Genomic DNA, 26,362 nt, shown 5'->3' on the forward strand with positions numbered 1-26,362 from the left:
CACACCAATTGAAAAATACAGGGAACTGCTTCCTGACAGATGGGAAAAGGCTAATGACTAAAAAGGGATCATTAGCCTTTTTATTTTAATACACTATATAGAATCGCGGAGACGCTTACATATGCAATACGATGAATGTAATGATGAAAAACTCTACCTTCACCCGTAGAGAGCTTATTTATCAGGAGTTCAGAAGAAAGGTGAAGGAGAATAGAGAAATGAGTTTTTTGTAGGAGAAGTGTGAAACTTCTTTTAGTATAAGTAAAAAGTATAGCTTTAGAGAACGGAAAGCTTAGCTTTAGGTGGGCAAAAGCTATGCTTTAGGAAGAGGAAACAATCTATATGTGAAATAATCATGAATATATTCATTCTGCTTAAAATTGGCCAAAAGCATGTTTCTTTTAAATAAGAAAAGGGCTGTTTTTAGTAAGTTGAAGTTTTAGACAGCCCTCAATTCTTTTATTTCTTATAAACCAACTTACTCGGAACTCCCTCTCCGAACAAGTTATCTCCCAGCGTTGTAATCTTATCTCCCGTAGCCAATACATAGCGAAGATTATCGCATCCCATAAAAGCACCGAATTCGATAGCCGTTACACTGGCCGGTAATTCCAGCGTGCCGCACAGACGACCGCAATTACTAAATACACGCTGTCCGATTGACTTCAGGTTATGAGGTAATTTCATATTCAGCAGATACTTCTTCTGCGAGAAAGTGAAGTCGGGGATAGCCGTTGCATTTGTCTTGGAAATATCAACCGATACGAGATTCGGCATATAATCGCGGATAAGTTTGAAGTCTGCGTTATCCAGTTTCCCTTCAACGGTCAGGAAGTTGATGTCTCTGGGTTGCAGTCCGGCTTTCAGGATCTCTTCTTCCAGTTTACCCATTGCACCCACTTGCAGGGTAGTCTCTACCGGTTCACCTTCGATGAAAGCAAAATTCTGCCATCTGTCTTTGTAGCGGTAAGCGTCGCTGCTGCCCAGAGGGACGAAGATGGCGGTAACGCTGTCTGCCAATGCTTCCGGCAGCAGGTTGGGAGCTGTCTTTTTCCGGATCTGACAGATTTTCAGATTCTCACAGCCTTTGAAAGCAGCATCTTCGATATTCTTCGTTTTCTCGGAGAGGATCACTTTTTCCAGTGTGGCTTTACCTTTGGTCACTCCGCCTACCACATTCGAGAAAGCATAGGCAGGGATGAAGTTCGGCATATAAATGTAGAATTTTCCATTGGGATAAGTACCGGCTTTTCCGCTGTACATCTTGATTTCTGCGTTCGAAATATCCAATACTTTCAGATTGGCAAATTCGTCACGGAGATGCCGGAAGTCCTCTGCGTTCAGTTTTCCGGTCAGTGTGAGGTGGGTGACACTGTTGGCTTCCTCTTCAGTCATCATGGAAATCAGCGTACCGGGCTTACTCACATAATACGTCTTACTCACTTGGGCGGCGGCTCCTAATGCATTAGCGGCCAGTAAGAAACTTATTAATAGTAGTTTAATTTTCATAATTTTGTAGATTTGTTCTGACAAATATAGGAAAAATAGAGAATACATGATGTTTTTTTATGTTTTATATCTAATTTTGTAGCCGGATTAACAAATTGTAAAAATGGAGGCAGACAACATAGATGGGAAGAAAGAACCCAAAAGACTTCCTGTGTGGGCATGTATCCCGCTGTTTATTGTGGTACTTTTCATATTTATTGGATTGTATGGGACACTGGTCAGCGGAGGCTTGTCGTTGGTTCTTGGAGTGGAGGCTCGTCATCCGGGAGTAGTAGGGTATATTTTCGTGGAGGCCAGTATGCTTTTGGCTGTTCTTACTGCTGCCGTAATTTTGCTTCGTCTCGAACGTCGTCCGTTTTCTGATTTGGGACTTTCTTTAAAAGGACATGCCAGTGGACTGTGGTATGGGCTTCTGATGGCAATCTTGCTCTATTTGCTGGGTTTCGGAATCTCTGTTGTTTTGGGAGAAATAGAAGTCACCGGTTTTCAGTTTAAGCCGTTGGATTTATTGGGGTCGTGGGTGTTTTTCCTGTTAGTGGCGTTGTTTGAAGAAATTCTGATGCGCGGCTATATCCTCGGACGTCTGCTTCATACCAATATGAATAAATTCCTGGCGCTCTTCATCTCATCGGCATTATTCGCGTTTATGCATATCTTTAATCCGGAAATAGCTTTCCTACCGATGCTTAATCTCTTACTTGCCGGTATGTTACTGGGTGCTTCCTATCTTTATACCCGGAATCTGTGTTTCCCTATCTCTCTTCATCTTTTCTGGAATTGGATTCAAGGTCCGATTCTAGGTTATCAGGTGAGCGGAAATAATTTCACGACGAGCATGCTGACTTTGCGTATGCCCGAAGAAAACGTACTGAATGGCGGAGCCTTCGGTTTTGAAGGCTCGCTCATTTGCACAGTACTTATGATTGTTTTTACGATTCTGATCGTGTGGTGGGGAGAAAAAAGGGAAGCAATCAGTCTTGCTGTACCCCGATCATACTAAGCTGAATCCGTTTCCGGTCATAATCTACATTCATCACTCTGACCATGACGTGTTGATGGATGGATACCACTTCCGTTGGATCGGAAATGAACCGTTCCGCTAATTGTGAGAGGTGCACCAGTCCGTTCTCCTTAATACCTATATCGACAAACGCCCCGAAATTGGTGATGTTGCCTACGATGCCCGGAAGAATCATTCCTTCGCGCAAATCGGCTATGGTGCGCACGTTCTTGTCGAATTCGAAGACTTTGATAGCCTTACGCGGGTCACGTCCCGGCTTGTCGAGTTCCTGCAGAATGTCCTGTAAGGTGGGCAGACCGACGGTAGGGGTGATGTAGGCGGAGATGTTAATCTTCCGGCGGAGTTCCTTGTCGGCTATCAGTTCGTCGATGGTACATTTCAGGTCTTTGGCTATTTGCTCTACGATGTGGTAGCTTTCCGGATGCACGGCGGTGTTGTCCAGCGGATTCTTGGCTCCGGGGATGCGGAGGAATCCGGCACACTGTTCGAAAGCCTTGGCACCCATGCGAGGAACTTTCATCAACTCTTTCCGCGAACTGAAAGCTCCATTTTCCGCCCGGTAGTTGACAATGTTTTGAGCCAGTTGCGGTCCCAGTCCGGAGATAGATGTCAATAGATGGCTGCTTGCCGTATTCAGGTTTACACCGACCAGGTTCACGCAATTCTCTACTGTCTGATCGAGCGCTTTTTTCAGCTTTGTCTGGTCTACATCGTGCTGGTATTGACCTACACCGATGGATTTAGGATCTATCTTCACCAATTCTGCCAACGGGTCCATCAGGCGGCGGCCGATGGAGACTGCTCCACGCACCGTTACGTCATAATCGGGAAACTCGTCGCGGGCAATCTTCGAAGCCGAATAAATGGAAGCTCCCTGCTCACTGACTACAAACACGGGTATCTGACGGTCGAAGCTTTGGCTGTTGATGAAATCTTCTGTCTCACGGCTTGCCGTTCCGTTGCCGATGGAAATGACTTCTATCTGATAGGCCTCAATCATCTTGCGAAGTTTCGAAGCAGCCTCGCCGGTCTTGTTGATCGGAGGATGCGGATAGATATTCTCATTATGCAACAGATTGCCTTGTGCGTCGAGACAAACAACCTTACATCCGGTACGGAATCCGGGGTCGATGGCGAGCACCCGTTTTTGTCCCAATGGCGGAGCGAGAAGAAGTTGGCGGAGGTTTTCGGTGAATACGCGAATTGCTTCATCGTCGGCTTTCTCTTTGGATTGGGCGGCAAATTCTGTTTCGATGGAAGGCTTGAGCAGCCGTTTGTAAGCATCCGTTGTGGCTTCGCCCACTTGCCGGCTACATTCGTTGTTGCCACGTACGAATTGGCGTTCCAAACGTTCGATGCAGGCCTCGTCGTCGGGATTGATGGATACTTTTAGCAGGCCTTCCGACTCTGCCCGGCGGATGGCCAACAGGCGGTGGGACGTGCAACGTTTCAGTGCTTCGGAGAAATCGAAATAATCCCGGTATTTTGCCGCTTCTTCCTCTTTTCCTTTCACTACTTTGGCACTAATCTCTGCCTGGCGGCTGAACTGATTACGTACCGCGTTGCGGGCACGTTCGTCCTCGTTCACTTGCTCTGCAATGATGTCACGGGCGCCTTTCAGGGCATCTCCCACATCTTTCACGTCTCCTTTCACGAAGGAGGCAGCCTTGGTACTAAGATTGTTTTCCCTTTGCAACATCAGGATGGTGGCAAGCGGTTCCAACCCTTTCTGGCGGGCTACTTCAGCACGTGTCTTCCGCTTGGGTTTATAAGGAAGATAAATGTCTTCCAGTTCCGTCGGATTCCAGGTGTCGTTGATACGTTTCTCCAGTTCGGCAGTCAGTTTTCCCTGCTCGTTGATGGTGCCGAGAATCGTTTCTTTCCGTTTGGCTATGTCGCACAACTTATCGTGTTGCTCTTTTATTTGCTCTATCTGCACTTCATCCAGTCCGCCGGTGGCTTCTTTACGGTAACGACTGATGAAGGGAATCGTAGCACCTTCACCCAAAAGATGGAGCGTACTACTTATTTGTCTTTCCGGTATACCCAGAAAACCGGAAATCATCTTGTGAAATAATTCCATAATTTGTATTTTTTGAGAGTAAATGAGCGACAAAAATACATATAAATCTGCTAAACCCGACAAGTTTTACTATATTTGCAACTCAATTAATGAATTAACACATCAAAACTGCATAATTATGCTGGGACGTCTTGGATATCTTTTTATCTGTTTCCTTTGGCTTCTGCAGTCAACGGAAGTATTGGCTGTCTCTAAAGATAAGAAACCTATTCTGATTATTTGCTCTTATAATCCGGCAGCACACCAAACTTCGGTCACTATTTCCGATTATATGGATGAATATAGTAAGTTGGGAGGACAGCGCGACATTGTCATCGAAAACATGAACTGTAAAAGTTTCTCGGAGGCTCCGTTATGGAGCGCGATGATGACGCAGATTCTGGCTAAATATCAGGGAGAAAAGCATCCGGCACAAATTATTTTATTAGGACAGGAAGCGTGGGCTGCCTATTTGTCGCAGAGGGATGAAATGCAGGTGAAAGTGCCGGTGATGTGCAGTCTGGCCAGTAGTAATGTGGTGATATTGCCAAAAGATACGGTGGAAAATCTTGATTGCTGGATGCCCGAATCTGTCGATATCTTTGAAGATCATCTGGATATTCCCGAACTGGAATCGGGATTTATCAATCAATATAATATAGAAGGTAATATCTCCATGATTCAAGCTTTCTATCCGAAAACGAAACACATTGCCTTTATCTCGGACAATACTTATGGCGGAGTGACTATGCAAGCGTTGGTACGAAAAGAAATGAAGAAGTTCCCCGATCTGGATTTGATTTTGATGGACGGCCGGAGACATTCTATTTATACCATCGTTGAGGAATTGAGACAGCTGCCCGAAAATACGGTTATTCTGGTGGGAACGTGGCGTGTGGATATGAACGAGGGGTATTTCATGCGGAATGCGACGTATGCCATGATGGAGGCTACTCCTACCATCCCGGCTTTTACTCCTTCATCGGTGAGCCTTGGATATTGGGCGATAGGAGGAGCGCTGCCCGATTATCGGAAAGTGGGAGGAGAAATGGCTATGGAGTCCATACGGATGGATCAGCACCCGGAGGATACGGGGAAGCATCTTTCGATCATTGGCTCTAAAGCGGTATTGGATAGCCGGAAGGTGAAAGAGTGGGGGCTGCACCCAAGCGTGTTGCCTTTTAAAGTGCAGCTTGTCAACCAACCGGTTTCGTTCTATCAGCAATATACTTATCAGATATGGTCTGCTTGTGCTTTGTTCGTGATTCTGGTACTTGGCTTATGTATCTCTCTTTTCTATTATTTCCGTACGAAACGTTTGAAAGATGAGCTTTTGAAATCGGAGAAGGATTTGCGTGTAGCGAAAGACAGGGCGGAAGAGTCTAATCGTCTGAAGAGTGCTTTCCTTGCCAATATGAGTCATGAGATACGGACGCCGTTGAACTCGATTGTCGGCTTTTCGGATGTACTGGCAATGGGCGGTAGCACGGAGGATGAACAGCAGTCTTATTATAAGATTATCAAAACCAATTCGGATTTGTTGCTTCGTCTGATTAATGATATTCTCGACCTTTCACGTCTGGAGGCGAACCGGGTGACTTTGACGTGGGAGGAATGTGATGTGGTGCAGTTGTGTAGTCAGGTGGTTGCTTCTGTTAGTTTTTCACGACAGTCGTCGGACAATCAGTTCTTGTTTTCCACTTCTTTTGAGACTTTCCGGATGGTGACGGATGTGCAGCGTATGCAACAGGTAATCATTAATCTGCTGTCCAACGCCGACAAATTTACGAAACGCGGGAAGATTACCTTGGACTTTTCTGTGAATGAGGAAAAGCAAATGGCTATTTTCTCGGTAACGGATACCGGATGCGGTATCCCGAAAGAAAAACAGGGACTTGTGTTCGAGCGTTTTGAAAAGCTGAATGAGTACGCCCAGGGAACCGGATTGGGATTGTCTATCTGTAAATTGATTGTGCATAAATGGAAAGGAAGTATATGGATCGATCCTGACTATACCGGTGGGGCACGGTTCGTATTTTCGCATCCGCTAAATATAGAAAAAGAATGAAACGAATAGGATTTATTTATGGCTTGCTTTTCTGTCTCATACTGTCTGTTGCGGCGCAGGAAAAGGTGGTGAAGCTGAAGATTGTGGAAACGAGTGACGTACATGGTAATTATTATCCTTACAATTTTATAACCCGCCACGAGTGGAAGGGTAGTCTGGCGCGTATTTATTCTTTCGTGCAGAAAGAGCGTGAACAGTATAAAGAGAATTTGATATTGCTGGATAATGGTGATATTTTGCAGGGACAGCCTACTGCCTATTACTATAATTATATAGATACGGTGTCTCCTCATCTTTGTTCGGAAATGATGAATTTCATGAAATATGATGCCGGTAATATGGGGAACCATGATGTGGAAACGGGGCGTGCTGTGTTCGACCGTTGGATAGCCACTTGTGACTTCCCTGTGTTGGGTGCCAACATCATTGATATGTCTACGGGAAAGCCCCATCTGGCTTCTTATAAGGTGTTGGAACGTGATGGCGTGAAGATTGTGGTATTGGGTATGATTACTCCTGCCATCCCTGCATGGCTTTCTGAAAATCTGTGGAAAGGCTTGCGTTTCGATGATATGGAAGAGACGGCACGCAAATGGATGAAGATTATCCGTGAAAAAGAGAATCCGGATTTGGTGATCGGCTTGTTCCATGCCGGACAGGAGGCTTTCAAAATGTCGGGCAAGTACAACGAGAACGCTTCTCTCAACGTAGCGAAGAATGTGCCGGGATTCGATATCGTATTGATGGGACACGATCATGCCCGCGAATGTAAGAAGGTGATGAATGTAGCCGGAGATTCGGTGTTGATTATTGATCCGGCCAGCAATGGAATTGTATTGTCTAATGTCGATGTGACCTTGAAACTGAAAGATGGAAAGGTGCAGAGTAAGGACATCAAAGGGGAGTTGACAGAAACGGAAGCTTACGGAATCAGCGAGGATTTCATGAAGCGTTTTGCTCCGCAATATGAGACGGTGCAGAAGTTTGTATCCAAGAAGATCGGCACTTTTACCGAGAGTATCTCTACTCATCCTGCTTTCTTCGGTCCTTCTGCTTTTATTGATTTGATACATACTTTACAGCTCGATATAACCGGAGCTGACATCTCTTTTGCCGCTCCGCTTTCGTTTGATGCGGAGATAAAGAAGGGGGATGTGTTTGTCAGTGATATGTTCAACTTGTATAAGTATGAGAATATGCTGTATGTGATGACTCTGTCCGGAAAGGAGATTAAGGATTTTCTGGAGATGTCTTATTATATGTGGACGAACCGGATGAAGTCACCGGAAGATCATCTGCTCTGGTTCAAGAAGAAACCTCGGGAAGGTGCGGAAGACAGGGCTTCTTTCCAGAACTTCAGTTTTAATTTCGACTCGGCTTCCGGCATTATTTATACGGTGGACGTGACAAAACCGAAGGGAGAAAAGATTACGATTACGAGCATGGCGGACGGTTCTCCTTTCCGTATGGATAAGATATATAAAGTGGCCTTAAATTCTTATCGTGGTAATGGTGGTGGAGAACTGTTGACGAAAGGATCGGGTATTCCGCAGGAGGATTTGAAGGGCCGTATAATTTTCTCTACGGATAAAGATCTTCGTTTCTATTTGATGAATTATATCGAAAAGAAAGGTACGATGGATCCCAAAGCCCTGAATCAGTGGAAGTTTGTTCCGGAGAAATGGACAGTGCCGGCTGCCCAACGTGATTCTGAATATTTATTCCGGTCTGTTCAATAAGTAACTAAAAGTGTTCATTATGTCTGATAATACTCTTGAACGACTTGTATATCTGATTAAATGCTGGTATATTTGTCGCAAAAAGAGAGAGTATGTATATTCAAAATGTTCCCAAAGTAGGTATTTCTTCGGTAGTTCATTCTAAACATATAGATTCTGACAACATTGATGTTGTTGATAACGATATAGCGCTCTTCGATACGGAGAGCGTTATATCGTTGTATAATGGACCGACTAAACTGGAGGTGTTGACGGTAGGTCTTTGCCTGGAAGGTACTGGTACTTTTAATATTAGTTTACGTGAGTTTCAACTGTTCCCCGGATTAATGGTGATCGCGCTGCCTAATCAGATTGTCGAACAGCGGTGTTTCAGTTCCGACTTTAAAGCAATATTCTTTGCTGTGTCGAAGAACTTGTTAGAGACATTGCCTAAGATCAGTAATGTGCTTTCCTTATTCTTTTATCTGAAAGATTACCCGTGTTTCAATCTTACACCGCAGGAGCAGGAGACTGTGAAGGAATATCATGCATTTATCAGAAAACGGTTGAAGAATAAGGAGGCTTTATATCGTAAAGAAGTGGTAATGGGCTTGATGCAAGGGTTCTTTTTTGAACTTTGTAATATCTTTACCAATCATGCGCCAGCCAATGCTACTACCATGAAAAATAAAAGCCGGAAAGAATATATTTTCGAACGTTTTTATGAGTCTTTAGTGGAGTCTTACCAGTCTGAACGGAGCGTGAAATTCTATGCTGACCAGTTGTGTCTGACGCCTAAACATCTTTCGGGAGTAGTAAAAGAGGTCAGCGGAAAAACGGTGGGAGAGTGGATAGACGAACTGGTGATTCTGGAAGCAAAAGCACTTCTGAATTCTTCAAGCATGAATATTCAGGAAATTGCCGATCGGCTGAATTTTGCCAACCAGTCTTTCTTCGGGAAATATTTCAAGCATTACACCGGTATGTCTCCTAAAGAATACCGGAAAAGCGGCTAAAATCATAGAACACCGGAGCGCACACGGCTTAGTGTTTCCGGTGTCATCAAAAGATAAGAGGCGATGTGTGCCAGAGGTGCACGTTTGATAATTTCCGGATGTGTTTCGAGCAGGAGGTTATAGCGTTCGCGGGCGGATTCAAAGCGCCAGGAGTCTGCTTTAATCTGTGATACAATCAAGGAGTATTCCAGTATCTTTTGGTAGAACATATTGATTTCCCAGTTCTCTTTTGCCAATTTTTGTATCATGTCGCGAGGGAACAGGTAGATAATGGAAGGTTCGAGGGTTTCCACGATTAGCCGGGTGGGTACTTGTTTCAGAAAACTCTCAATGCACATCACGATACATCCTTCGTATGAGAAATGTTCGGTCACGTCTTTCCCATTCTTGTAATAGTACTGCCTAAGCATCCCTTTGCCGACAAATACGATTTCATGAGCTACTTCTCCTTCATTCAGCGCTATTGCTCCTTTGGGAAATTCTTCACGAATCAGTATGCTTTCTATCTGTCGTCTTCCTTCTATACTCATTTCCGGAAAGCGGGAATTTACAACAGCATTTACAGTCTCTCTTAATAATGTATCCATGTCTTTTCTGTCTTGATGTGTGCAAAAATACTAAAAACGGTTGACATAAATCAAGTGTGGTATAAAAAAGATGTATCTTTGTCCGCAAAACCAAGAGGTAAGATGATAATGAATAAGATAATAGGCTTGGCAGTGTTGCTGTTCTGTTTGAGTGGTTGCGTAAGGGATAATGATGCTATTTATTATCCGGTTGGCAACGTGGATGTGGAAAGAGGTGGTCCGGCTTTGGAGGCTGGGAAGGGTGATTTAATAGCCCGTAGTTACAATACCGAAGATTATGTACTGGACACGCTTGCACAATATCCGGGTGATCCGACGCTCGGTAAACTGACATTCATGGTCAGTCTGAAAAACCGGTTGGCAGATCAGGAGGTGAGTGGCTTTAATGGCGTCGGTCTATCCAAACTAACAATGAGTCTTGGATATAAAGACGGCAACTATCCGGCAGAAAGCCAGGTTCCTGTTTATACTTCGTCCGACGTGACTGCCAGTTATGCCATCAAACTCCGTTTAAAGGGAGAATTGACTTTAACAGGAGACGAATGGATGATTGACTATATTTATGCTCAATTAGCGGGTTTATTCCAGCCTTATCCTCCTACGTCTTTCCCGGAAGTGTTTATGTGTAAAGGGGGTGAGCAATCGTATGCTACGTTCGATTCTTTTCGTAGAACCTGGACGTTTGATATTACTTATGATCGTTCCAACCTTTCTTTCAGCCAACTGTATTTCAATCTGTTTGTGAATCTGGCAGGGCAGAAAAGAGAGGATAGAGTACGGTTGAGGATTGATAAGGAATCTTACTTCGAGATCTATAAAGAAAAAGAGGAAATGTAGTTTAACTACATTTCCTCTTTTTCTTTGGTAGTGGGTACGAGATTATACGTACGTGCATGGAAGGTCTTTTCATACACCATCCAAATAAATTATTTGAATATGGAATTACGAATTAAAACGTTTTATTTCCGATGCGGTAAAATCTCCTTCATGTGAAGCACCTCCACCTGTATAGCAACTATATTTCCCATCCTCTGTAATCTCTTTGATTCGCATTTGCTTATTTGTTTTTATTTCTACAACAAGCTCGCCAATATTAAATTCTGTTGGTTGAGTGGGCATTTTCTTTTTGGGGGAGGTGGTTGAAGAAAAGTATCTTTCTTTGATTTCTCTAATGTCGTTTGTCATGCCCCAGATTTTGAAAAATAGGATTAGTTGTAGGATTCCGAATATGAGAATGATTAAAATAATAAATGTTTCCATGATATTTAGTTTTTAGTGATTGTTTAATTTCTAACTATTGTCTGAACTTCTTTTTAAGGCTATCAATAAACTATTAAATAGATGTGATATGGGAGAGTCTTTTTTAGATTTTGGCTACTATTTGCCCCAAAAGAATTAAGCGGTAATAGAGTTTGTTTGCTTTTTCATGTTTACTTGTTTTTTTATATTTTGTGCTAAAGGTAATTGAAATATCAAAACTAGCAAAAGAATTTGTAGATAAGATAATAGATAATAGTAATGAGAATGTTATACTCATTCAAGTATAAGGAATTCTCGAATTGATTGCTGGTAATTTGCGGATGATCGTTATTCAACTTGAAAAAAAACAGTAAAACGTTTGATTTGGTGTAAAGAAGTGTCTTTCTTTGTAGAAGTATTCACAAATCAAAATACATAGTTATGAAGAAAGTTCTATTGTTGCTAGTCGTAATTCTTTCAGTGAATGATTTATTAGCAAAAGTTTTTTTCCTTTTTAAAGAAGTTAACAAGGAATGGAGCATTGGTATAATAGGAGGATATGTGGGATATGGAAGAGGTATATCAAATGGTGCGGTAGGAGTAAGTTTGGCTATAAAAGGTTTTTATGCTGATGTTATGGGATGGCCTTCTTCTCATGAAAATGATATGGGAGTAGATAAGTGGTCTGATAAGATGACTACTGTAGTTCATATAGGCTATCAAATTCCTATTGTGAAGAATTTAAGATTTATTCCAGTTATAGGGTATGCGAAAATAGCATATGGCACTACAGATGGAAGTGATTATACTATATCTGATTCCGGCATAGTACATAATAAGTTTTCAGAGAAAAAAAGTGTTTCGGGGCTAGATTTTGGCGGGATAGCGGTCATAAATATAAAAAAAGTAAATATAAATTTGGCTTTTACAAAATATTCTATTTTAGGTGGGATTGCGCTAGAATTTTAATATTAAATGTATTATCGTGATAGTAGCTTTTAGAAAAAGCTAAGTAATCCAGACCTTTTGTTGTTTCATTCCTAAAAAAAGTTCCGCAATGACTCAATTTGCGGGACTGGTGTCAATAAGAATCTTAACCGAGTTTAAGCGATGTTTGATGAATCATTTCGCTTACGTCCTTCAAAACGTTTAAAAACGTTTGAAGTTCATTATCTGTAAAGCGAGCCTTTTTTTCCGTTTACGATATTGCCGTTAATTCTTTGATATAGTCAATTTCTTGACTTACCGAAATATTTCTTTGCGATATAGCTAAACGAAATAGCTTCCGGCAATTCTCCGAGTCTATCCCGTAATATAGCTTCTTCTGTTCTTTCTATAAAATCATTACAAGCATCTACGGTTGCTTTTAGTCCAGATTCAGACGCTTTTTTATAGGCTTCTTTCTGGGCTTCTGGCAGCGCGTTATATTTGGCTTGCATTTCTTTTTTGAAAGCATCTCTTTCTTCTTTGGTAGAAAAGGTTTTGAATCGTTCAAAATCCGCTTTCATTTCGGGTGTAGGTAAGCAGGCGTTTATATCTATCATATTTTTAAAGTTAATCCCTCGCCGAAGGGAGGGAGATTAATTACTCTTTTAATTTTTACCGAATTTCATTCATTCATTCGGTCGAGTATGTCATTTATTAATGCTTCTCTTTCTTTTTTATTTTCGGGAAATCCCATAGGCTTCGTGAAATGAAGCGAGAAGTTTTAAATTCTCATATTCTTGTTCTAATTCCTTTCTTTCTTTCTTCATCTTTCATTGGTTAAACATTAAAATTAAGAACTCTTATTTGACTTTATAAAATTAATATGTGTTTGCTTATTGTACAAGTTTTTGGAGAATTATTTTCAATGAATTAATGTAATCTATTACTTTCTTATTCATATTATTATCATTTTTAGTATATATACGCAAATAGTGTGTTAACGGGATAGCACGATAATAAAGCAAGATGAAAATTTGCGCAAAATTTGCATCATTTTCTTTAATAATACCCGTTTATAACGCCTAAAAACGATACTTTGATATAGATATAAGGCAATAAAAAAGCCTCTTACTTGTTTGTAAGAGGCTGATAATCAGATAGTAGTGGGTACGAGAATCGAACTCGTATTACATGCGTGAGAGGCGTTTTTCTACACCACCTAAAACGCTTATAACTAATATCTTATAATATTTATAAAATCTATTTGCACCGAATTTGCATTAAAAAACGGTACTCATTCCCTTTCTTATAAATATCACCTCTTATATTTCATCTTTATCAAAGAACGTTTTCAATACAAAGTTAATCAATCAATCAGAAATAGCAAATATTATTTGTTTGAATTTAAGCTATCTGTTTCTAGTTTATCCGGCTAGTAGTAAAAGTACTATTATGACTCAAAGCAACGATTCTGATAATAAACGTGCCGTAGAAGCCGTTTTCACTTTGAAGCGAGTAATCACAAAGCAAAATAAAAATATTATCGACGTATCTCGAATATTCGAGGTTAACGGAGAACGTATTTATAGTGATAATATTTCGCCTAGCGTATGGCGTAATACTTTAGATAATCCCGACATATTCCGGTTGGTGGAGTTATTCGCCATGGGTGATCTTGATATAGGGAAGCATACTACACACAGAACTAAAGATAGAAAATACCTTGCTAAATTGATCGAGTTTGTCCGGCGTAAGTTGAGACTTCATAAGTTGTATCTCTATATCCAATCTTTCAAGTTGCGTCGAAAGTATTAGCTCTTGTGCTTTAAAAGCTCCACGCGACGAAAATTCATGTAAGCCGGAATTTATAGCAACGACAAAACCACTAGGCCGCGAATATCTACTCTTTATATCTATTAGTCCCATTTTTTCGAGTTGGCGTAAAATTATGTCGCATTCATCTATTGTTATATTGTGCTCTTTTAAATCGTAAACGTCTAAGTCTGTCAGCGATTTATTAGAGGCGATTAGTATTGCTACTATAATATCTTTTTTATCTATTGTAATCATGTCTTTTGTTTTTGAATACTCTATTTATTCTCTATATTTTTTCGTATCTTCTCATTATCTCTTTTTAAGTTATCTACCATTTCCAATAATGCAGGGGTGAATCTATCGGAGGCAGCTAAATGATTTAAAAGACTTTGAGAAATCTCTAAGAAGTCATTATTTACTTCTATCTGTCTAACTCCATTAGAGATTGTTACTACACTCGCTTGTTCTTTTGATAATAATATCTTTGCGGCAACATCGCTAAAAAAGTATGGTTCGTTAATAGATATTGCATGTTCAACCATTGCTTTTAAACAGATTGTTATTCCTCGCAGATCACATTTTGATAACTGAAATTTCAATTCGATATACTCTGCCTTATATAGTATTTTTTTCGTAGAAATTTCACTTTCATCTTTTATTTTTTTTATATCCTTTGCAAAAGATTTGCTGACTTGCTTCACTTCATCTTTAACCTTCTTATCTATTGCAATCACATTCCAAATCTGCCATCCGATTAACATAGTCACCAAAAGCGATAAAATCCCTACTATCACCCCGATATAGTCTATACCTAGCTCCGGCGCGGATGGTAACGAAACGCAAATAGCGACAACACTGCATATAATCGCAGCGATCGACAAACAGTTGCTCCAATATGATTTGATTCGGTTTTTCATGTTTAGTTCGATTTAGTGGTCGATGACACTTGTTTATTTGTTGGTTGCTTCTTCTTTGGATGAGTAGCAGTCGGATTCTTTATACTCTTCATCTTTCCAACTGCTTCGTGCTCTTAAAGAGTAATATATACCATCGTTTTTGACATTAACGGACATAACTTCTAACTTTTTCGGTTTACCGTCTTTTAGAACCCATACACTATCATCAATCTTGTATTTATTTTCTATTTTGCAATTTTCTGAAATAGAAAAATCAAAAACGGCTTGACTATTATTGTAGCTATGGGGCGTAGTTCCTTGATAGAGGAAACAATATTCACCGGGTAAAATCGGCGTTTGTGGTGTTACTCTAAATTCTGTTTCATTTATTGCCTCAATGTTGCAAATTACAATATCTTTGCTTTCCACTCCGGCAAAATTACCTGAATATAAATCAATTTCCCCAGTCTTTAACTCTCTTTTCCCCTTTTTGCTTATCAACTTTACTAATACAAATTCATGTGGAGAAGAAGCAACGGTAAACCGCCAATTAGACGCCTTAGAAGTATTCTCCATTTGTTTTGTGTTATTGAAAAAGAAACGAAAATCTGGTATATTTGTTTCTATGATATTAGTAGAATGTTCATTTGATAACACTGATTTTATTTTAGTATTAGTTATATGAGGCGTTACTTTTGAACCTAATGTATTAGTTTTGGCGTTAGAAATAGCCGCAGGAAATATCTTTTTAAAACCGTCGTTTTCTTTGAAATATATTCCCGTTTTAATGCTTTGCTCTCTTGCTTCTTTATCTTCGCTTCTTTTATTCCGTTGCATCATCGCTACAATAATATCATTACTTACTCCTTTTTCTTTTAATTCTTTTAGAGCTTGTATAGATGTATCAAAGTTATTTTTTGACGTATTTATTTTAGTTACTATAACGTCGTTCGAGAATCCAAGTTCTAACATGTCGGTTATAGACTGATTTGTTAATACTTCATCTTGCGCAGATGCGATAAGTGGAAAAAATATTAATATTATCCCTAATAGCAGCTTCTTCATATTGTTTTGTCTTTTATAATTAGTTAAATCCATGTTTTTACACTCACTACACCGACGACTAACGCCCAGTCGTATATTTCATTAACCGGAACATCATACGGTTTGAATCCTTCTTCGTTATTAAAAGGAACGCATTTAATATAACCCTCTTTATCAGACTCTTCGATTTTTTTTATCATTATTCCATCATAGGTTGCCAATGCATATACTTCACCCCAACGCACATGAGAGCGACTTGTTACAATTCGACAACCGACAATATCCCGATCGTTAATGCTTCGTTCTGGAACGTTTCTATTAATCATGCTACGACCTCCGGCGCGGATCGTAAAATCACAACCGGGCATATCGGGGATGATGAAGCGTTCGCAATCCCCTTTCGTTATTGCAGAGTTAAAGCCATTCGGTAGACCACAAGAGGCGGTAACTACGTCTATATGTGGAATGGCTTTACCCTTTAAATCTTCATAGTGCATGATATATTTTTCATCACTATCGTTCGATACTTTAGAGCTCTCTAAAGAATCGTCTACCCCACTAATAAGCCATCCCACATTAACACCTAGATAATCAGCTAGGATATTAATATTACCTATATTAGGCTTTGTTCCGTTTAGATAGTTCATAACTGACACCTTCGATACCTTTGTGTCTCTTCCAATAGCATAAGGTGTAACTCCTTTATTCTCAATAGCAATCTTTAATCTATCTTTAAATTCCATAAGCACCAATAGTTAATAAATGTTTTATAGGAAATAATTATTTCCTATTTTCTTTTATGGGTAATAATAATATCCTATCTTTGTCGCATCAAAGTTAATCAATCAATCAAGAACTAACAAATAAAAGTATAGAATTATGAAAGCAGGAATGAGCGATAAAGAAAAAGGCAATACGATAACTCAAATAATGGTTAGCATGAAACAAGCCGCTTTAGCTGAAAACAAACCTTTCGATGAAGGTATATTTTTCGACCTCGCATTTATGAGCGATGAAGAGTTATTGAGAATTTCAAAACTTTGCGGCATTAAATAAGATAACAAAAAAAATAACTGGCGGGGCGAGAGCCCTGCACAATATAGATAATAATGGAAATAGGAATGATCGGAGACGTAGAATTTAAAAAAGCAGGAAGCGAAACGGTATGTTGTGTTAGCTTGATTAATACAACAGCCGGACAAAGATTCTTAGCGTGTACACTCGCTAGTAGTAAGACTTTCAAAACGTTCAAGGGCGCAGAGAAATTTATGAACTCATTCGGTTATCAGAAGATTTAATATTAATCCGTGCCCTTCGGGGTTACATAATAAATACGATTATGAAAGCAACTAGCACTTTAACCAGAAAGACAGCCTTAGAGATATTAATCGAAAGCCGTGATAAGAACGCCATTAATGCATTAATTTCGAAAAAAGAAATAGCATTAGAAGAGGCTGTTAATAATGCAGAATGGTATGCAAGTCTCGGGCTTGACGGAATGGCAGATAATGAAGTAGCAAGGCAAGAAAAATTAATAAGAGATATAGAGCGATTGAAAGCAGCTATTTAATATTAATCCGTAGCCCTTCGGGGCTACATAACACGATACACGACAATGAGACGAAAAAGAAACGAATTAACTGCCCTTTTAAGGGGGATGCAGCCCGGGGAAACAATGACCTTCCCTCGTTCTAAAAGAAATTCAGTTAGACCGACCTGTACAAATCTAAAATATGACGAAGGTCTACTGTTTACGACGGAAACCGATAAAGATAATCTAATTGTTACACGATTGAATAATGAACAATGGGACGAACTAGAGTAACCGGAAAAGTTGAGCCAATAGTGAAGAAGTGGCTTAGTAAAGACGAAGCAAAATCCTATATAGGATGCTCGGATGATTTTTTGAGAACGTTACGGGAAAAAGCTCTCATTTCTTTTTCTCAATTTGGAAAAATGATCTGGTACGATTTATCGAGTATAGATAGATTCATACAAAGTAATAAGGTAGTATAAAACAAACACCATGTTAACACTAAAACAAAGTCCCGCCGCTATTATCTTAATGCTTTCAGCGTGCAGCCTTGCAGAAGGCGAGCCGGAGCCGGGCAAATTAATTATCGCACTATTGATCGTATTTATAACGGTTATCTACGTGCTAGTCTGTAACTATCTAAACGTGAAACGACATGGCGGCGAATCCTCAATGTATCGGTAATTGCCGAATTTGTACGGTTCTTGGCGCGTGCCCTGCTGATACTCTAGTTTGCGAAGATTGCGGCGAAGAGATCGAACCGGGCGAAGAGATAGAATTAGAGGTCGAAACGTACGAACGTGGCAGACATGGCACAAAGATAATAACGGTTTGCGCTCGCTGTTATGAGTCGCTTTATCAGGGTGGAAACGATAACTTTTAAACAACACGATAATGACACATTGGAAAACTCAATTTAATTACGACTATCTAGGCGCTTACAGCCTACCGGATGGAAAAGATATAATTCTCACCATCCGCGAAACGAAAAAAGAACAAGTAGTCGGCGCGTCTGGAAAGAAAGAAGAATGTTTCGTCGCTTATTTCTTCGAGAATGTGAAACCGATGATCCTCAACCGGACGAACTGCAAAACATTGACGAAAATTTTCAAAAATCCGAATTTTGAGTCATGGATAAACAAGCAAATCCAAATCGGAGCGGTATTAGTTGACGCTTTCGGCGAAAAGGTTGATTCGCTTCGTATTCGTCCTTTTCTTCCGAAAGTAGAAAACTCATTGCCTACTGTTGAGACAGGATCGGCAATCTGGAAAAATATCCTCGACGGTCTGGCGGGTGGCTTTACGGTCGCACAAGTCCAGACGAAATATAAACTAACTAAAGAACAAATCAAAGAACTAGTAGCACATGAAATCAAGTGAACAAAAAGAAATCGAATGGAAGGAAAAGAGACAAGGCAAAATAACTGCCTCTACGCTTCCCGATTTAATGAAAGCGGGAAAGGGTTGCCCGTTCGGTAAAACTTCCCTAGATGCAATGTATGCGGTTCGCTACGAGCGTAGAACCGGGACGATGCGAGAAAACGGAAGTAACAAGGCGTTTGATTGGGGACATGAAAACGAACCGCTAGCGGTCGAATGGGTACGGAGCCAGTTAATGAACGAGATCAAGTCGTGTACAACCGATTTTAAGGACATTGTTTTCAATGAACCGTTTGAAGGATTCGGAGATTCACCGGATTTCTATGTGTACGGATTTGACGGGAAAGTTATCGCTCTGGGTGAGATCAAGTGCCCGATGTCGCAAGGAAAGATCGAATCGCTGCAGTTCGGAAATACCATCGACGAAAAAGACGAATATTATTGGCAATTCCTCGGACATTTTCTAGGTCGCCCAGACGTAGACAAGTTGTATTATGTCATTTATGACGGCTATGTAAACGACGGTCGAATACTCGAAATGAATCGAGCCGATCACGTGGAGAATATAAAGAAACTCTATGATCGAATCCGGTTGGCTAGCGAGATGATAGACGAATCTATCCGTTCCGGTCTGGATTTGCTTGATTGTGTCGATAAGGCAAAAGCGGTATTAGAATTAAAGATGCAGATCGAGGCGTTAAAGCCGGAAGCGAAAAATAGTGTTCCGGTAAAGAATCAGATTTATAAGATACGGAAGGAGTTAAAGAAGTTAATCACCAATAAAATAAAAAAAGCAGCATGAATAAATTAATTAAAACAGAGAATATTCTTTCTTACTTGAAACAATACTGTACAAATATTCCTATTGATTCTTATCGGGATATTGAGTGCGCATTAGGCAAGGAGTTAGTTATTAATGATGAAGAATTACGATCCGACCTGAAAAGCGACGGGACGAGTTATTTGTGTCTCGAAATAGACAACTCGACATCTCTTAGATTTAAAGTAACCGAATCATTTATGTATAAAACATTTCCGTATGATTCTGTGTCTGTAAAATGCATCTTAGATAATTATTCCGTTCACGCTGTACCGTCACAACGCTAACACAACACGATTAATCACACTTTTATAAACACTTTAATAAACACGAAATTATGAACACTTGGTTTTTAACGAAAATTCGCTACGAGAAAGTAATGGAAAACGGGATGCAAAAGAAGGTAACTGAACCGTACTTAGTCGATGCACTAAGTTTTACCGAAGCAGAAGCGCGAATAATCGAAGAAGTAACGCCGTTTATCTCCGGTGAGTTTACAGTGTCCGACATTTCCCGCGCACATTATAGCGAGATATTTACAAGCGAAGAGGATTCCGCCGATAAATGGTTTGCCGGGCGACTCGCTTTTACTACACTTGACGAGAAAAGCGGCAAGGAGAAGCGAACGTATACGAATGTACTTATACAAGCCGCAGACATTCACGACGCAATGAAGAAACTCGACGAAGGAATGAAAGGAACGATGGCGGATTATTCTTCGATTCTTCTCAAAGAAACGGCGATTGTAGATGTTTATCCGTATGAAGCGAAAAATAAAGAACAACAGAAACATGATTAAACGACATTGGATGCTATTAATAGCCGTGATAGCTATCCCAATAGGAAACCGCCTATTCAACCATGTTAGCGCGTGGTTGGGCGTTATGGTTATTTTATCGGCTGTAATTTTCTTAATTTACAAACTAATTAAATTTTTAAAAATGAAAGATTTTAAGTTTTTACTATTGGCATTTGTTGCCGTTGTTTTGTTCGCTTCATGTGAACGTGTCGCTCCCAATTATGCAGGTGTTTTCATGGAGAATTACGGGAAAGACGGAAAGAACGATTTTTCCATTAAAACGGGACGCGTTTCTACGTGGGAATGGGGCACAGAACTTTTTCAAGTTCCATTATTTGACCAAAGAGGTGACTTTGCCGAACCTGTTACACTAAAAGCAGCAGACAATACAGAGTTTAAAGCTCGTCCGACTTATTCATATAAAGTGATTAAAGAAAGGGCGGTCGATGTGGTATTCGATAATAAACATATTAGCGACGGAGGCGATTTTATGAGTTCTCTTGAAGATAATATATTGGAGCCGCGTATATATGATTTAATAAAAGAAGAAAGTCGTAAACATAAAACGGATAGTTTGATGGCAGACGGAGGCTCATTGATTTTTGAAAGACGGTTAGAACAAATAATCGAAACGGAGTTTGAAAAACGCGGATTGCAATTACTAACATTTTCTGCACAATTAGAATTTTCGGAAAAGGTACGTGAGAAAATAGACAGTCGTAATGAAGTAAATACGAATATTTCGGTATTAGATCAGCAGATTGAAGAACAAAAGAAGTTAAACGAGTTAGAACAACTAAAAACAGAACAGGCTATCATCCGGTCAAGAGGATTGACTAAAGAAATTTTGTACAAACAGTTTATTGATCGTTGGGACGGGAAAACGGCGTTATATGGGATTGTTCCCGACTTCTTGAAAATAACTAAATAACAACGCGCCGGGTGAAAGCCCCGGCAAATCGGATAAGTGGCGGAATTGGAAACGCCTAATTATGTAAGGTTGATCGCCAGACATTCCGTTAATGCGGTGCGGCTCTTGAAGTATCATTCCCGGTTCGAATCCGGGCTTATCCACTATTTACAAACCAAAATAAAATATGATGCAGATAATAATAGGGAAATGCCCTAGCAAGAGTAATTGCTACAAGATAATTCAACAAAGAGGTAAAGACGGAAAATATCACGGATCACTTGCAAAAAAAGATGCTTTGGTGATGTATGAAAAGTCTTTCTATCTTCAATGTAGCCAATACAGAAATAAACAAATAAAAGGCTTATTTGAACTCTATTTAAGCGTGCACTATGATACGCAACGACCAGACTTGGATAATTGTCTTAAAATTGTGTTAGACTGCTTGCAGTCATGTAGAGCGATACGAAATGATCGTAATTGTGTGAAAATAGTGGCGGAGAAATATATAGATAAGACTAATCCGAGAATTGAATTTGAAATAAAGGAGGTATAAAATGGCGAAGAAAACAACACAGGTACAAAAAAGCGATTGCCGGACGTGTCGGAATGGCGGAGAAGAGAATAATTTTATTTGCTATTGTTCCGTCCTGAAAGTGGGACGGGCGATCGGGATAAGGATTTGTAGTTATTATATCGCTCGATAGACTTTATAAGTGTGATGAATATAGACGGATATACGCTAACTGAAAAGATGCGAAAAGCGCGACGACGTTTCAGATTTACCGCCACCGAACAAGCCCTTTTTTACGAATTAGTGGCTATTTGTAACGGCGAAGATTGGAGGGACGTTTTCGATTGCTCGAACATTGAACTTTGTTTTGCGCTTAACGTGAATGAGAAAACACTAATAAAAGCCCGTGAGTCTTTAATAAATGCAGGATTGATTTATTATAAATCTGGTAAGAACAAACGTATTATAAGCTCTTATTCTTTCGTGAAGGAATTTAAAACCACTGTAACTACTACTGTAAATTTTACAGCCAATCAAACAGCCAATAAGGGAGCCAATCAGACAGCCAATGATACAGTAGATAAGGGAGTCAATGATACAGGGGATAGTACAGACTATAATAAACTAAAACAGAAACCAAACAGAAATATACTCTCTAAAGTCTCTCATGGAGATTTTGATTTTATATCTAATGAGTTTTTAGAGACGTTTACTCTTTGGCTTGAATACAAGAAAGACAGGCGGGAAAATTACAAATCGGAAAAGTCACTCAAAGCGTGTTACAACAAATTAGTGAAATTGAGCAAAGGTAATCCGGCGGTCGCATCTCAAATCGTAGATGAATCGATTGCGAATAATTGGGCGGGATTTTTTGAACTAAAGAATAATAAAAACGAATATGGAAACAAGAAGCAAACAGACTCTACCGATAGCGGCGATTCTATCATACGGACTACCGTACTATGACGAGCCGATAGAAGTAGAGAAGCGCCCGGAGTGGTTTAAAGCGTGTTGCAAATACGTTTGCCCCGGTTTTAAGATTGACGATTCGAATAGAAACATAATGAACCAACTGTTTTTGTATACTGAAGGACGATCCGAGAAGCTAGATTCAAATAAAGGGCTATTGTTACGAGGTGACATCGGTACAGGAAAAAGTACTATCATGCAGATTCTAAACCGATATAGTTGTTTCACACGCGGCAAAGCAAAGGGCGGCTATCCGATCGGTGGTTTTAGGATTGATTCGGCTTCCTGTATTGCAAACGGCTTTTCGATGCGCGGAAAGGATGCACTAGAATTGTATACTTACAACAACGGTACGCCGCGAATGATCTGTTTTGATGAACTAGGACGCGAGCCAATCCCGGCAAAGTATTTCGGTACTGAACTAAACGTGATGCAGTATATTTTCCAATGTCGGTACGAGTTGAGACATGAGACAATAACTCATGTTACAACGAACTTAACGATTAAGGAAATACAGCGTATTTACGGCGCGTATATCGCGGATCGAATAAATGAAATGTTTAACGTCTTGGACTTGAACGGAGCTAGTAGAAGATAATTAATACAACGAAACCATGCGAAGCAGAAAAAAGAAACTTGTGTATTTTAAAAAGATTCCGGTTCGCGTCGATCTGGAACAATGGCAAAGGCTCGATAAGATTCGCGCTGACTACCATTTCAAAAGCACATACGAGATTATGCAGTACATTTTAGGCTGCTTTCTCCGGGTTGCCGATCCGATGCCAGGCGATGATGATGAAGAAGTACTACCGGACGAAATCAAAGAAATGTTCTACGATCTATCACAGGCGGAACGACATTTCGAGTATGTAAAACCAAAACGAAAACTACCACAACACAAGGTAGACGAAATGAACGGACAGAAACGATTAGAAGGATTTTAATATGGTTAAAAAACTATCAAACACAAATTATTTGCACGACGTTCCTGTAGAACACGCCGAAGCAAACGAACGGAATCGGAAGTATATCGACCGATTTGTTTCAGAGAATTATAACGGCTTAGTTGCCAAGTTTTCACCTCTAGACGGCACAATAAATTCAAGTGCTTTCGGAGCACTCGATAAATTAAACTCTACGATTATCTCGCTCTATACTGATCCAAATTTACACTTTACAGATTGGGAACAGGCGAAACAATATCTATCGAACAAGTTTACAGAAAAGGCAATTCGCGTTCCGGTGAAGAAGCCTGTCAAGAGTGAAGTAGTAGAGAACGAGGACGAATTTATTAACGACTAATATTATTGCTTCAATGAAAGACGTAGAACTATTTAACGATCATTTCCAGAACTATAAAACATACGGTATTCCGAAAGCACAACTAATCATTGCGGATATTCCCTACAACATTGGGAAGAACGCATACGGTTCTAATCCATCTTGGTATATCGACGGAGACAATTCTAATGGAGAAAGCGAATTAGCTGGAAAAGAATTTTTCGATACCGATAAGGATTTTCGAATTACTGAATTTCTTCATTTTTGTAGCAAGATGCTCGTTAAAGAGCCAAAAGAAAAAGGAAAATCCCCCTGTATGATTGTCTTTTGTGAATTTCAGCAACAATTCGAACTTATACAGAAAGCGAAGGAATACGGGCTGAACAAATATATCAATCTGGTATTTAAAAAGAACTTTTCGGCACAAGTTTTAAAGGCTAATATGAAGGTCGTTGGTAATTGTGAATATGGTGTACTCTTGTATCGGGATAAACTGCCAAAATTCAATAATGGCGGTCGGATGGTATTTAATTGTTTCGATTATCCTAGAGACATAGATACACCGCGGATTCATCCGACACAAAAATCAGTTCCGTTGCTTGAGTGGTTGATCGAACTTTTCACCGATGCGGGTGATGTTGTAATAGACCCATGCGCCGGAAGTGGTACAACATTACTTGCAGCCGCTCAATGCGGGCGAAAAGCATACGGATTTGAGATAAAGAAGAAGTTCTATGCAGATGCGAATAAAATCATTTTGTCGCGGATGCAGCCTAGAATGTTTGTGTAGAACTAATAAACGATAGAATTATGGCAATATTAGATTAACTATACGACGATTGAGCATTTCGTGTATAGCTAAAATTTTAAGAATTGTATATACTTAGACTCGTTTAATTACTATAAACTGACCTTTTTCCAATTTCGATGTTAATTCTTTGTATTTTCTAAAAGCTTCATCTTCGGTCAGTAAAAAGTAAACAGAGTCAGTCATAATCGTTGTGAAAGTTCTAGGATCACATTGATAAAGAATAAAACCAAATAAATACTGTTCCATAAGTATAAAATAAAAATAGGTTATATGACGATTCAAATGTAATTAATTTATCTAAGAAATAAAAGAAATAACAATAAATAGAGCTTTTCGGGCTTTGTATATTCTATAAAGAATGAATCAAACGCAAAATCAATCAAAGTATTATTATTCCCCTCGTTTTCGACACTTCAATATCTATCGTCGCGATCCAGACGGAGACACAAAGGTAGATGATGCGGCAACGCAAGAAGAGGCGAAACGGAAAGTCTACGAGTTAAACGGATGGAATTACAAACCTAAAAATAACACGGTAAAATGAGTAAAGTAAAACAGTACATCGAACAAGCCACAAACGAGCGCATCCGCTCGCGTGGCTTAATCCGAAAAGTCGCTATTGAAGCGGCTCGGATACAGAGAGACGAAACGAGGCGGCAAGCTATCGAAGTGTATAAACAAATGTGTCCGTCTAAGAACTGCAAAGGTTGTGCAAGCCGGATACACAAACAGGAAACGCAGTCGACTCGATGCGACGGGAATTGTGCACGGATTAGATTACTTATTAACGGATTAGACCGGATCGAAACGTTATGTATATAATCAGGCGTATTCAATGCAAATCGGGCGATGTGTCCGAGACGCATTTAGTTGAGATAGAAACGGACGACATCGAGGCGACACGAAAGGAGTTGCACGATTGTTATCAATGTGATAAGATTCTTTTTAATTATGACGAACAATGAGTAGAAACCCGCATTACATTAAGATGATTAACTCCAACAAATGGAAGTTACTTCGAGCTAAGAAGCTACAAAGCAATCCGGTTTGTGAGATGTGCGAGGCGAACAATCGCAGTACGCTTGCAACGGAAGTACATCACACTGTCCCGGTTGAGTCCGTATCACACGAACTCGGAATGAGACAACTAATGTTTGATTATAACAATCTGCAAAGTCTTTGCCATTCGTGCCACTCTGATACGCATCGACGTGCTTTTAGTCATTCGAAAGAGGCGGTACAGGCGAATAATAAACGAATGACGGAACGTTTTGCGGATCGGTTTTTGCAAGGCGAGAAATAATATTTTTCTGATTTCCTTACAACCGCTCAACCTCGACGAAGGGGGGGGGCGTTTTTTTTATTTTTTAACGCGATACGCTAAACCCACCTCACCTCATATTTACACGCGCGAGTAATTTTTGAAACGAGGGGGTGCGCGT

Annotated in this window: 33 protein-coding genes, 1 tRNA gene and 1 pseudogene; 26 read left to right on the top strand and 9 right to left on the bottom strand. The window is 40.0% G+C overall.

Features of this window, described 5'->3' with window-relative positions:
* Nucleotides 1-459: 459 nt before the first annotated feature.
* Nucleotides 460-1,509: a leucine-rich repeat domain-containing protein gene (locus tag N5O98_RS00005; protein ID WP_032855819.1), complete on the bottom strand. Its 1,050-nt coding sequence runs from the start codon at nt 1,507-1,509 to the stop codon at nt 460-462.
* A 103-nt stretch (nt 1,510-1,612) separates the two neighbouring features.
* Here N5O98_RS00005 and N5O98_RS00010 point away from each other — a divergent pair, with 103 nt between their 5' ends.
* Entirely contained in the window at nt 1,613-2,509 is an 897-nt protein-coding gene (locus N5O98_RS00010) for a CPBP family intramembrane glutamic endopeptidase (RefSeq protein ID WP_004308618.1), read from the top strand.
* Here the strand turns inward: N5O98_RS00010 and N5O98_RS00015 are convergent.
* Nucleotides 2,481-4,613: a Tex family protein gene (locus tag N5O98_RS00015; RefSeq protein ID WP_004308617.1), complete on the bottom strand. Its 2,133-nt coding sequence runs from the start codon at nt 4,611-4,613 to the stop codon at nt 2,481-2,483. The two genes, N5O98_RS00010 and N5O98_RS00015, sit on opposite strands and share 29 nt — an antisense overlap.
* 118 nt (nt 4,614-4,731) lie before the next feature.
* On the opposite strand from N5O98_RS00015, the gene N5O98_RS00020 reads away from it, so the two are divergent.
* The 3 genes from N5O98_RS00020 to N5O98_RS00030 all read left to right on the top strand — a co-directional run bounded on the left by N5O98_RS00020 (nt 4,732) and on the right by N5O98_RS00030 (nt 9,394).
* Nucleotides 4,732-6,660: a sensor histidine kinase gene (locus N5O98_RS00020; protein ID WP_004308616.1), complete on the top strand. Its 1,929-nt coding sequence runs from the start codon at nt 4,732-4,734 to the stop codon at nt 6,658-6,660.
* Complete coding sequence (locus N5O98_RS00025) at nt 6,657-8,399, top strand: bifunctional metallophosphatase/5'-nucleotidase (RefSeq protein ID WP_004308615.1); 1,743 nt, start codon at nt 6,657-6,659, stop codon at nt 8,397-8,399. The genes N5O98_RS00020 and N5O98_RS00025 overlap by 4 nt, the downstream gene beginning before the upstream one ends.
* A gap of 92 nt (nt 8,400-8,491) precedes the next feature.
* Complete coding sequence (locus tag N5O98_RS00030) at nt 8,492-9,394, top strand: helix-turn-helix domain-containing protein (RefSeq protein ID WP_022200005.1); 903 nt, start codon at nt 8,492-8,494, stop codon at nt 9,392-9,394.
* 2 nt (nt 9,395-9,396) lie between these two features.
* Here the strand turns inward: N5O98_RS00030 and N5O98_RS00035 are convergent, their stop codons facing one another.
* Nucleotides 9,397-9,981: a Crp/Fnr family transcriptional regulator gene (locus N5O98_RS00035; protein ID WP_004306385.1), complete on the bottom strand. Its 585-nt coding sequence runs from the start codon at nt 9,979-9,981 to the stop codon at nt 9,397-9,399.
* Nucleotides 9,982-9,996: 15 nt separating this feature from the next.
* On the opposite strand from N5O98_RS00035, the gene N5O98_RS00040 reads away from it, so the two are divergent.
* Complete coding sequence (locus N5O98_RS00040; RefSeq protein WP_061448117.1) at nt 9,997-10,818, top strand: DUF3845 domain-containing protein; 822 nt, start codon at nt 9,997-9,999, stop codon at nt 10,816-10,818.
* Between the two features lie 105 nt (nt 10,819-10,923).
* Here N5O98_RS00040 and N5O98_RS00045 read toward each other — a convergent pair whose 3' ends face one another.
* On the bottom strand, nt 10,924-11,241 hold the full coding sequence (locus N5O98_RS00045) for a hypothetical protein (protein WP_004310961.1): 318 nt from the start codon (nt 11,239-11,241) through the stop codon (nt 10,924-10,926).
* Nucleotides 11,242-11,661: 420 nt separating this feature from the next.
* Here N5O98_RS00045 and N5O98_RS00050 point away from each other — a divergent pair, with 420 nt between their 5' ends.
* The gene (locus N5O98_RS00050; RefSeq protein ID WP_004310960.1) at nt 11,662-12,189 is read left to right on the top strand and encodes a hypothetical protein; all 528 of its coding nucleotides are present in this window, start codon (nt 11,662-11,664) and stop codon (nt 12,187-12,189) included.
* A 124-nt stretch (nt 12,190-12,313) separates the two neighbouring features.
* On the opposite strand, the pseudogene N5O98_RS00055 reads toward N5O98_RS00050, so the two are convergent.
* From N5O98_RS00055 to N5O98_RS00075, 5 genes and pseudogenes are all read right to left on the bottom strand, one after another.
* Nucleotides 12,314-12,764: pseudogene (locus tag N5O98_RS00055) on the bottom strand (DUF5053 domain-containing protein).
* 1,039 nt (nt 12,765-13,803) lie between these two features.
* Nucleotides 13,804-14,217 (bottom strand): hypothetical protein, encoded by a 414-nt coding sequence (locus N5O98_RS00060; protein ID WP_143241906.1) that lies wholly within the window; start codon nt 14,215-14,217, stop codon nt 13,804-13,806.
* Nucleotides 14,218-14,237: 20 nt separating this feature from the next.
* Nucleotides 14,238-14,879 carry a hypothetical protein gene (locus N5O98_RS00065; protein ID WP_143241907.1) on the bottom strand — a complete coding sequence of 214 codons (642 nt, stop codon included), beginning with the start codon at nt 14,877-14,879 and terminating at the stop codon, nt 14,238-14,240.
* A 33-nt stretch (nt 14,880-14,912) separates the two neighbouring features.
* Nucleotides 14,913-15,923, bottom strand: coding sequence for a hypothetical protein (locus N5O98_RS00070; protein WP_143241908.1), 1,011 nt, complete (start codon nt 15,921-15,923; stop codon nt 14,913-14,915).
* A 23-nt stretch (nt 15,924-15,946) separates the two neighbouring features.
* The gene (locus N5O98_RS00075; RefSeq protein WP_087323438.1) at nt 15,947-16,645 is read right to left on the bottom strand and encodes an XRE family transcriptional regulator; all 699 of its coding nucleotides are present in this window, start codon (nt 16,643-16,645) and stop codon (nt 15,947-15,949) included.
* A 136-nt stretch (nt 16,646-16,781) separates the two neighbouring features.
* Here N5O98_RS00075 and N5O98_RS00080 point away from each other — a divergent pair, with 136 nt between their 5' ends.
* From N5O98_RS00080 to N5O98_RS00175, 20 genes are all read left to right on the top strand, one after another.
* The gene (locus tag N5O98_RS00080) at nt 16,782-16,958 is read left to right on the top strand and encodes a hypothetical protein (RefSeq protein ID WP_004310955.1); all 177 of its coding nucleotides are present in this window, start codon (nt 16,782-16,784) and stop codon (nt 16,956-16,958) included.
* Between the two features lie 53 nt (nt 16,959-17,011).
* A complete protein-coding gene (locus tag N5O98_RS00085) occupies nt 17,012-17,200 on the top strand; it encodes a DUF1391 family protein (RefSeq protein ID WP_032856110.1) in 189 nt (62 codons plus the stop codon).
* Nucleotides 17,201-17,241: 41 nt separating this feature from the next.
* On the top strand, nt 17,242-17,472 hold the full coding sequence (locus N5O98_RS00090; protein ID WP_032856109.1) for a hypothetical protein: 231 nt from the start codon (nt 17,242-17,244) through the stop codon (nt 17,470-17,472).
* Nucleotides 17,473-18,091: 619 nt separating this feature from the next.
* Nucleotides 18,092-18,319, top strand: coding sequence for a hypothetical protein (locus tag N5O98_RS00095; protein WP_032845392.1), 228 nt, complete (start codon nt 18,092-18,094; stop codon nt 18,317-18,319).
* A gap of 11 nt (nt 18,320-18,330) precedes the next feature.
* Nucleotides 18,331-18,816 (top strand): hypothetical protein, encoded by a 486-nt coding sequence (locus N5O98_RS00100; protein WP_004310954.1) that lies wholly within the window; start codon nt 18,331-18,333, stop codon nt 18,814-18,816.
* Entirely contained in the window at nt 18,803-19,618 is an 816-nt protein-coding gene (locus N5O98_RS00105) for a YqaJ viral recombinase family protein (protein WP_175353634.1), read from the top strand. Before N5O98_RS00100 ends, N5O98_RS00105 begins: the two co-directional genes overlap by 14 nt.
* Nucleotides 19,615-19,923: a hypothetical protein gene (locus N5O98_RS00110; RefSeq protein WP_032854379.1), complete on the top strand. Its 309-nt coding sequence runs from the start codon at nt 19,615-19,617 to the stop codon at nt 19,921-19,923. The genes N5O98_RS00105 and N5O98_RS00110 overlap by 4 nt, the downstream gene beginning before the upstream one ends.
* 50 nt (nt 19,924-19,973) lie before the next feature.
* Nucleotides 19,974-20,435 (top strand): DUF4494 domain-containing protein, encoded by a 462-nt coding sequence (locus N5O98_RS00115; RefSeq protein ID WP_032846074.1) that lies wholly within the window; start codon nt 19,974-19,976, stop codon nt 20,433-20,435.
* Nucleotides 20,436-20,577: 142 nt separating this feature from the next.
* A complete protein-coding gene (locus N5O98_RS00120) occupies nt 20,578-21,366 on the top strand; it encodes a hypothetical protein (protein ID WP_032846078.1) in 789 nt (262 codons plus the stop codon).
* A gap of 30 nt (nt 21,367-21,396) precedes the next feature.
* A tRNA-OTHER gene (locus tag N5O98_RS00125) sits at nt 21,397-21,509 on the top strand.
* A gap of 23 nt (nt 21,510-21,532) precedes the next feature.
* Nucleotides 21,533-21,901, top strand: a complete 369-nt coding sequence (locus N5O98_RS00130; RefSeq protein WP_080706905.1) for a RusA family crossover junction endodeoxyribonuclease — start codon at nt 21,533-21,535, stop codon at nt 21,899-21,901.
* 165 nt (nt 21,902-22,066) lie between these two features.
* Entirely contained in the window at nt 22,067-22,825 is a 759-nt protein-coding gene (locus N5O98_RS00135) for a helix-turn-helix domain-containing protein (RefSeq protein WP_128132078.1), read from the top strand.
* Complete coding sequence (locus tag N5O98_RS00140) at nt 22,758-23,426, top strand: hypothetical protein (RefSeq protein ID WP_269495383.1); 669 nt, start codon at nt 22,758-22,760, stop codon at nt 23,424-23,426. The genes N5O98_RS00135 and N5O98_RS00140 overlap by 68 nt, the downstream gene beginning before the upstream one ends.
* A 16-nt stretch (nt 23,427-23,442) precedes the next feature.
* Entirely contained in the window at nt 23,443-23,772 is a 330-nt protein-coding gene (locus tag N5O98_RS00145; RefSeq protein ID WP_004310948.1) for a hypothetical protein, read from the top strand.
* Nucleotide 23,773: 1 nt separating this feature from the next.
* Nucleotides 23,774-24,130, top strand: a complete 357-nt coding sequence (locus N5O98_RS00150; protein ID WP_004310947.1) for a hypothetical protein — start codon at nt 23,774-23,776, stop codon at nt 24,128-24,130.
* Nucleotides 24,131-24,143: 13 nt separating this feature from the next.
* Entirely contained in the window at nt 24,144-24,899 is a 756-nt protein-coding gene (locus N5O98_RS00155) for a DNA-methyltransferase (RefSeq protein WP_269495385.1), read from the top strand.
* 379 nt (nt 24,900-25,278) lie between these two features.
* Nucleotides 25,279-25,464 carry a hypothetical protein gene (locus tag N5O98_RS00160; protein ID WP_004310945.1) on the top strand — a complete coding sequence of 62 codons (186 nt, stop codon included), beginning with the start codon at nt 25,279-25,281 and terminating at the stop codon, nt 25,462-25,464.
* Nucleotides 25,461-25,742: a hypothetical protein gene (locus N5O98_RS00165; protein ID WP_061448127.1), complete on the top strand. Its 282-nt coding sequence runs from the start codon at nt 25,461-25,463 to the stop codon at nt 25,740-25,742. Before N5O98_RS00160 ends, N5O98_RS00165 begins: the two co-directional genes overlap by 4 nt.
* Entirely contained in the window at nt 25,733-25,885 is a 153-nt protein-coding gene (locus N5O98_RS00170) for a hypothetical protein (RefSeq protein ID WP_153260288.1), read from the top strand. The genes N5O98_RS00165 and N5O98_RS00170 overlap by 10 nt, the downstream gene beginning before the upstream one ends.
* Nucleotides 25,882-26,223, top strand: coding sequence for an HNH endonuclease (locus tag N5O98_RS00175; protein WP_032845679.1), 342 nt, complete (start codon nt 25,882-25,884; stop codon nt 26,221-26,223). Before N5O98_RS00170 ends, N5O98_RS00175 begins: the two co-directional genes overlap by 4 nt.
* Nucleotides 26,224-26,362: the final 139 nt, after the last annotated feature.

Origin of the sequence: Bacteroides sp. LFL-34, assembly GCF_027257075.1 — a bacterium.
Taxonomy (GTDB): domain Bacteria; phylum Bacteroidota; class Bacteroidia; order Bacteroidales; family Bacteroidaceae; genus Bacteroides; species Bacteroides ovatus.

Excerpts from the sequence above, each read along its gene's own strand:
- N5O98_RS00160 (WP_004310945.1), top strand. The coding sequence starts at position 25,279 with ATGAATCAAACGCAAAATCAATCAAAGTATTATTATTCCCCTCGTTTT.
- N5O98_RS00050 (WP_004310960.1), top strand. The coding sequence starts at position 11,662 with ATGAAGAAAGTTCTATTGTTGCTAGTCGTAATTCTTTCAGTGAATGAT.
- N5O98_RS00045 (WP_004310961.1), bottom strand. The coding sequence starts at position 11,241 with ATGGAAACATTTATTATTTTAATCATTCTCATATTCGGAATCCTACAA.
- N5O98_RS00145 (WP_004310948.1), top strand. The coding sequence starts at position 23,443 with ATGCGAAGCAGAAAAAAGAAACTTGTGTATTTTAAAAAGATTCCGGTT.
- N5O98_RS00130 (WP_080706905.1), top strand. The coding sequence starts at position 21,533 with ATGATGCAGATAATAATAGGGAAATGCCCTAGCAAGAGTAATTGCTAC.
- N5O98_RS00040 (WP_061448117.1), top strand. The coding sequence starts at position 9,997 with ATGTGTGCAAAAATACTAAAAACGGTTGACATAAATCAAGTGTGGTAT.
- N5O98_RS00150 (WP_004310947.1), top strand. The coding sequence starts at position 23,774 with ATGGTTAAAAAACTATCAAACACAAATTATTTGCACGACGTTCCTGTA.
- N5O98_RS00170 (WP_153260288.1), top strand. The coding sequence starts at position 25,733 with ATGTATATAATCAGGCGTATTCAATGCAAATCGGGCGATGTGTCCGAG.
- N5O98_RS00115 (WP_032846074.1), top strand. The coding sequence starts at position 19,974 with ATGAACACTTGGTTTTTAACGAAAATTCGCTACGAGAAAGTAATGGAA.
- N5O98_RS00060 (WP_143241906.1), bottom strand. The coding sequence starts at position 14,217 with ATGATTACAATAGATAAAAAAGATATTATAGTAGCAATACTAATCGCC.
- N5O98_RS00015 (WP_004308617.1), bottom strand. The coding sequence starts at position 4,613 with ATGGAATTATTTCACAAGATGATTTCCGGTTTTCTGGGTATACCGGAA.
- N5O98_RS00005 (WP_032855819.1), bottom strand. The coding sequence starts at position 1,509 with ATGAAAATTAAACTACTATTAATAAGTTTCTTACTGGCCGCTAATGCA.
- N5O98_RS00030 (WP_022200005.1), top strand. The coding sequence starts at position 8,492 with ATGTATATTCAAAATGTTCCCAAAGTAGGTATTTCTTCGGTAGTTCAT.
- N5O98_RS00090 (WP_032856109.1), top strand. The coding sequence starts at position 17,242 with ATGAAAGCAACTAGCACTTTAACCAGAAAGACAGCCTTAGAGATATTA.
- N5O98_RS00155 (WP_269495385.1), top strand. The coding sequence starts at position 24,144 with ATGAAAGACGTAGAACTATTTAACGATCATTTCCAGAACTATAAAACA.
- N5O98_RS00020 (WP_004308616.1), top strand. The coding sequence starts at position 4,732 with ATGCTGGGACGTCTTGGATATCTTTTTATCTGTTTCCTTTGGCTTCTG.
- N5O98_RS00065 (WP_143241907.1), bottom strand. The coding sequence starts at position 14,879 with ATGAAAAACCGAATCAAATCATATTGGAGCAACTGTTTGTCGATCGCT.
- N5O98_RS00175 (WP_032845679.1), top strand. The coding sequence starts at position 25,882 with ATGAGTAGAAACCCGCATTACATTAAGATGATTAACTCCAACAAATGG.
- N5O98_RS00085 (WP_032856110.1), top strand. The coding sequence starts at position 17,012 with ATGGAAATAGGAATGATCGGAGACGTAGAATTTAAAAAAGCAGGAAGC.
- N5O98_RS00110 (WP_032854379.1), top strand. The coding sequence starts at position 19,615 with ATGAATAAATTAATTAAAACAGAGAATATTCTTTCTTACTTGAAACAA.
- N5O98_RS00070 (WP_143241908.1), bottom strand. The coding sequence starts at position 15,923 with ATGAAGAAGCTGCTATTAGGGATAATATTAATATTTTTTCCACTTATC.
- N5O98_RS00105 (WP_175353634.1), top strand. The coding sequence starts at position 18,803 with ATGAAATCAAGTGAACAAAAAGAAATCGAATGGAAGGAAAAGAGACAA.
- N5O98_RS00140 (WP_269495383.1), top strand. The coding sequence starts at position 22,758 with ATGGAAACAAGAAGCAAACAGACTCTACCGATAGCGGCGATTCTATCA.
- N5O98_RS00120 (WP_032846078.1), top strand. The coding sequence starts at position 20,578 with ATGAAAGATTTTAAGTTTTTACTATTGGCATTTGTTGCCGTTGTTTTG.
- N5O98_RS00100 (WP_004310954.1), top strand. The coding sequence starts at position 18,331 with ATGACACATTGGAAAACTCAATTTAATTACGACTATCTAGGCGCTTAC.
- N5O98_RS00165 (WP_061448127.1), top strand. The coding sequence starts at position 25,461 with ATGAGTAAAGTAAAACAGTACATCGAACAAGCCACAAACGAGCGCATC.
- N5O98_RS00075 (WP_087323438.1), bottom strand. The coding sequence starts at position 16,645 with ATGGAATTTAAAGATAGATTAAAGATTGCTATTGAGAATAAAGGAGTT.
- N5O98_RS00035 (WP_004306385.1), bottom strand. The coding sequence starts at position 9,981 with ATGGATACATTATTAAGAGAGACTGTAAATGCTGTTGTAAATTCCCGC.
- N5O98_RS00095 (WP_032845392.1), top strand. The coding sequence starts at position 18,092 with ATGGCGGCGAATCCTCAATGTATCGGTAATTGCCGAATTTGTACGGTT.
- N5O98_RS00080 (WP_004310955.1), top strand. The coding sequence starts at position 16,782 with ATGAAAGCAGGAATGAGCGATAAAGAAAAAGGCAATACGATAACTCAA.
- N5O98_RS00025 (WP_004308615.1), top strand. The coding sequence starts at position 6,657 with ATGAAACGAATAGGATTTATTTATGGCTTGCTTTTCTGTCTCATACTG.
- N5O98_RS00135 (WP_128132078.1), top strand. The coding sequence starts at position 22,067 with ATGAATATAGACGGATATACGCTAACTGAAAAGATGCGAAAAGCGCGA.
- N5O98_RS00010 (WP_004308618.1), top strand. The coding sequence starts at position 1,613 with ATGGAGGCAGACAACATAGATGGGAAGAAAGAACCCAAAAGACTTCCT.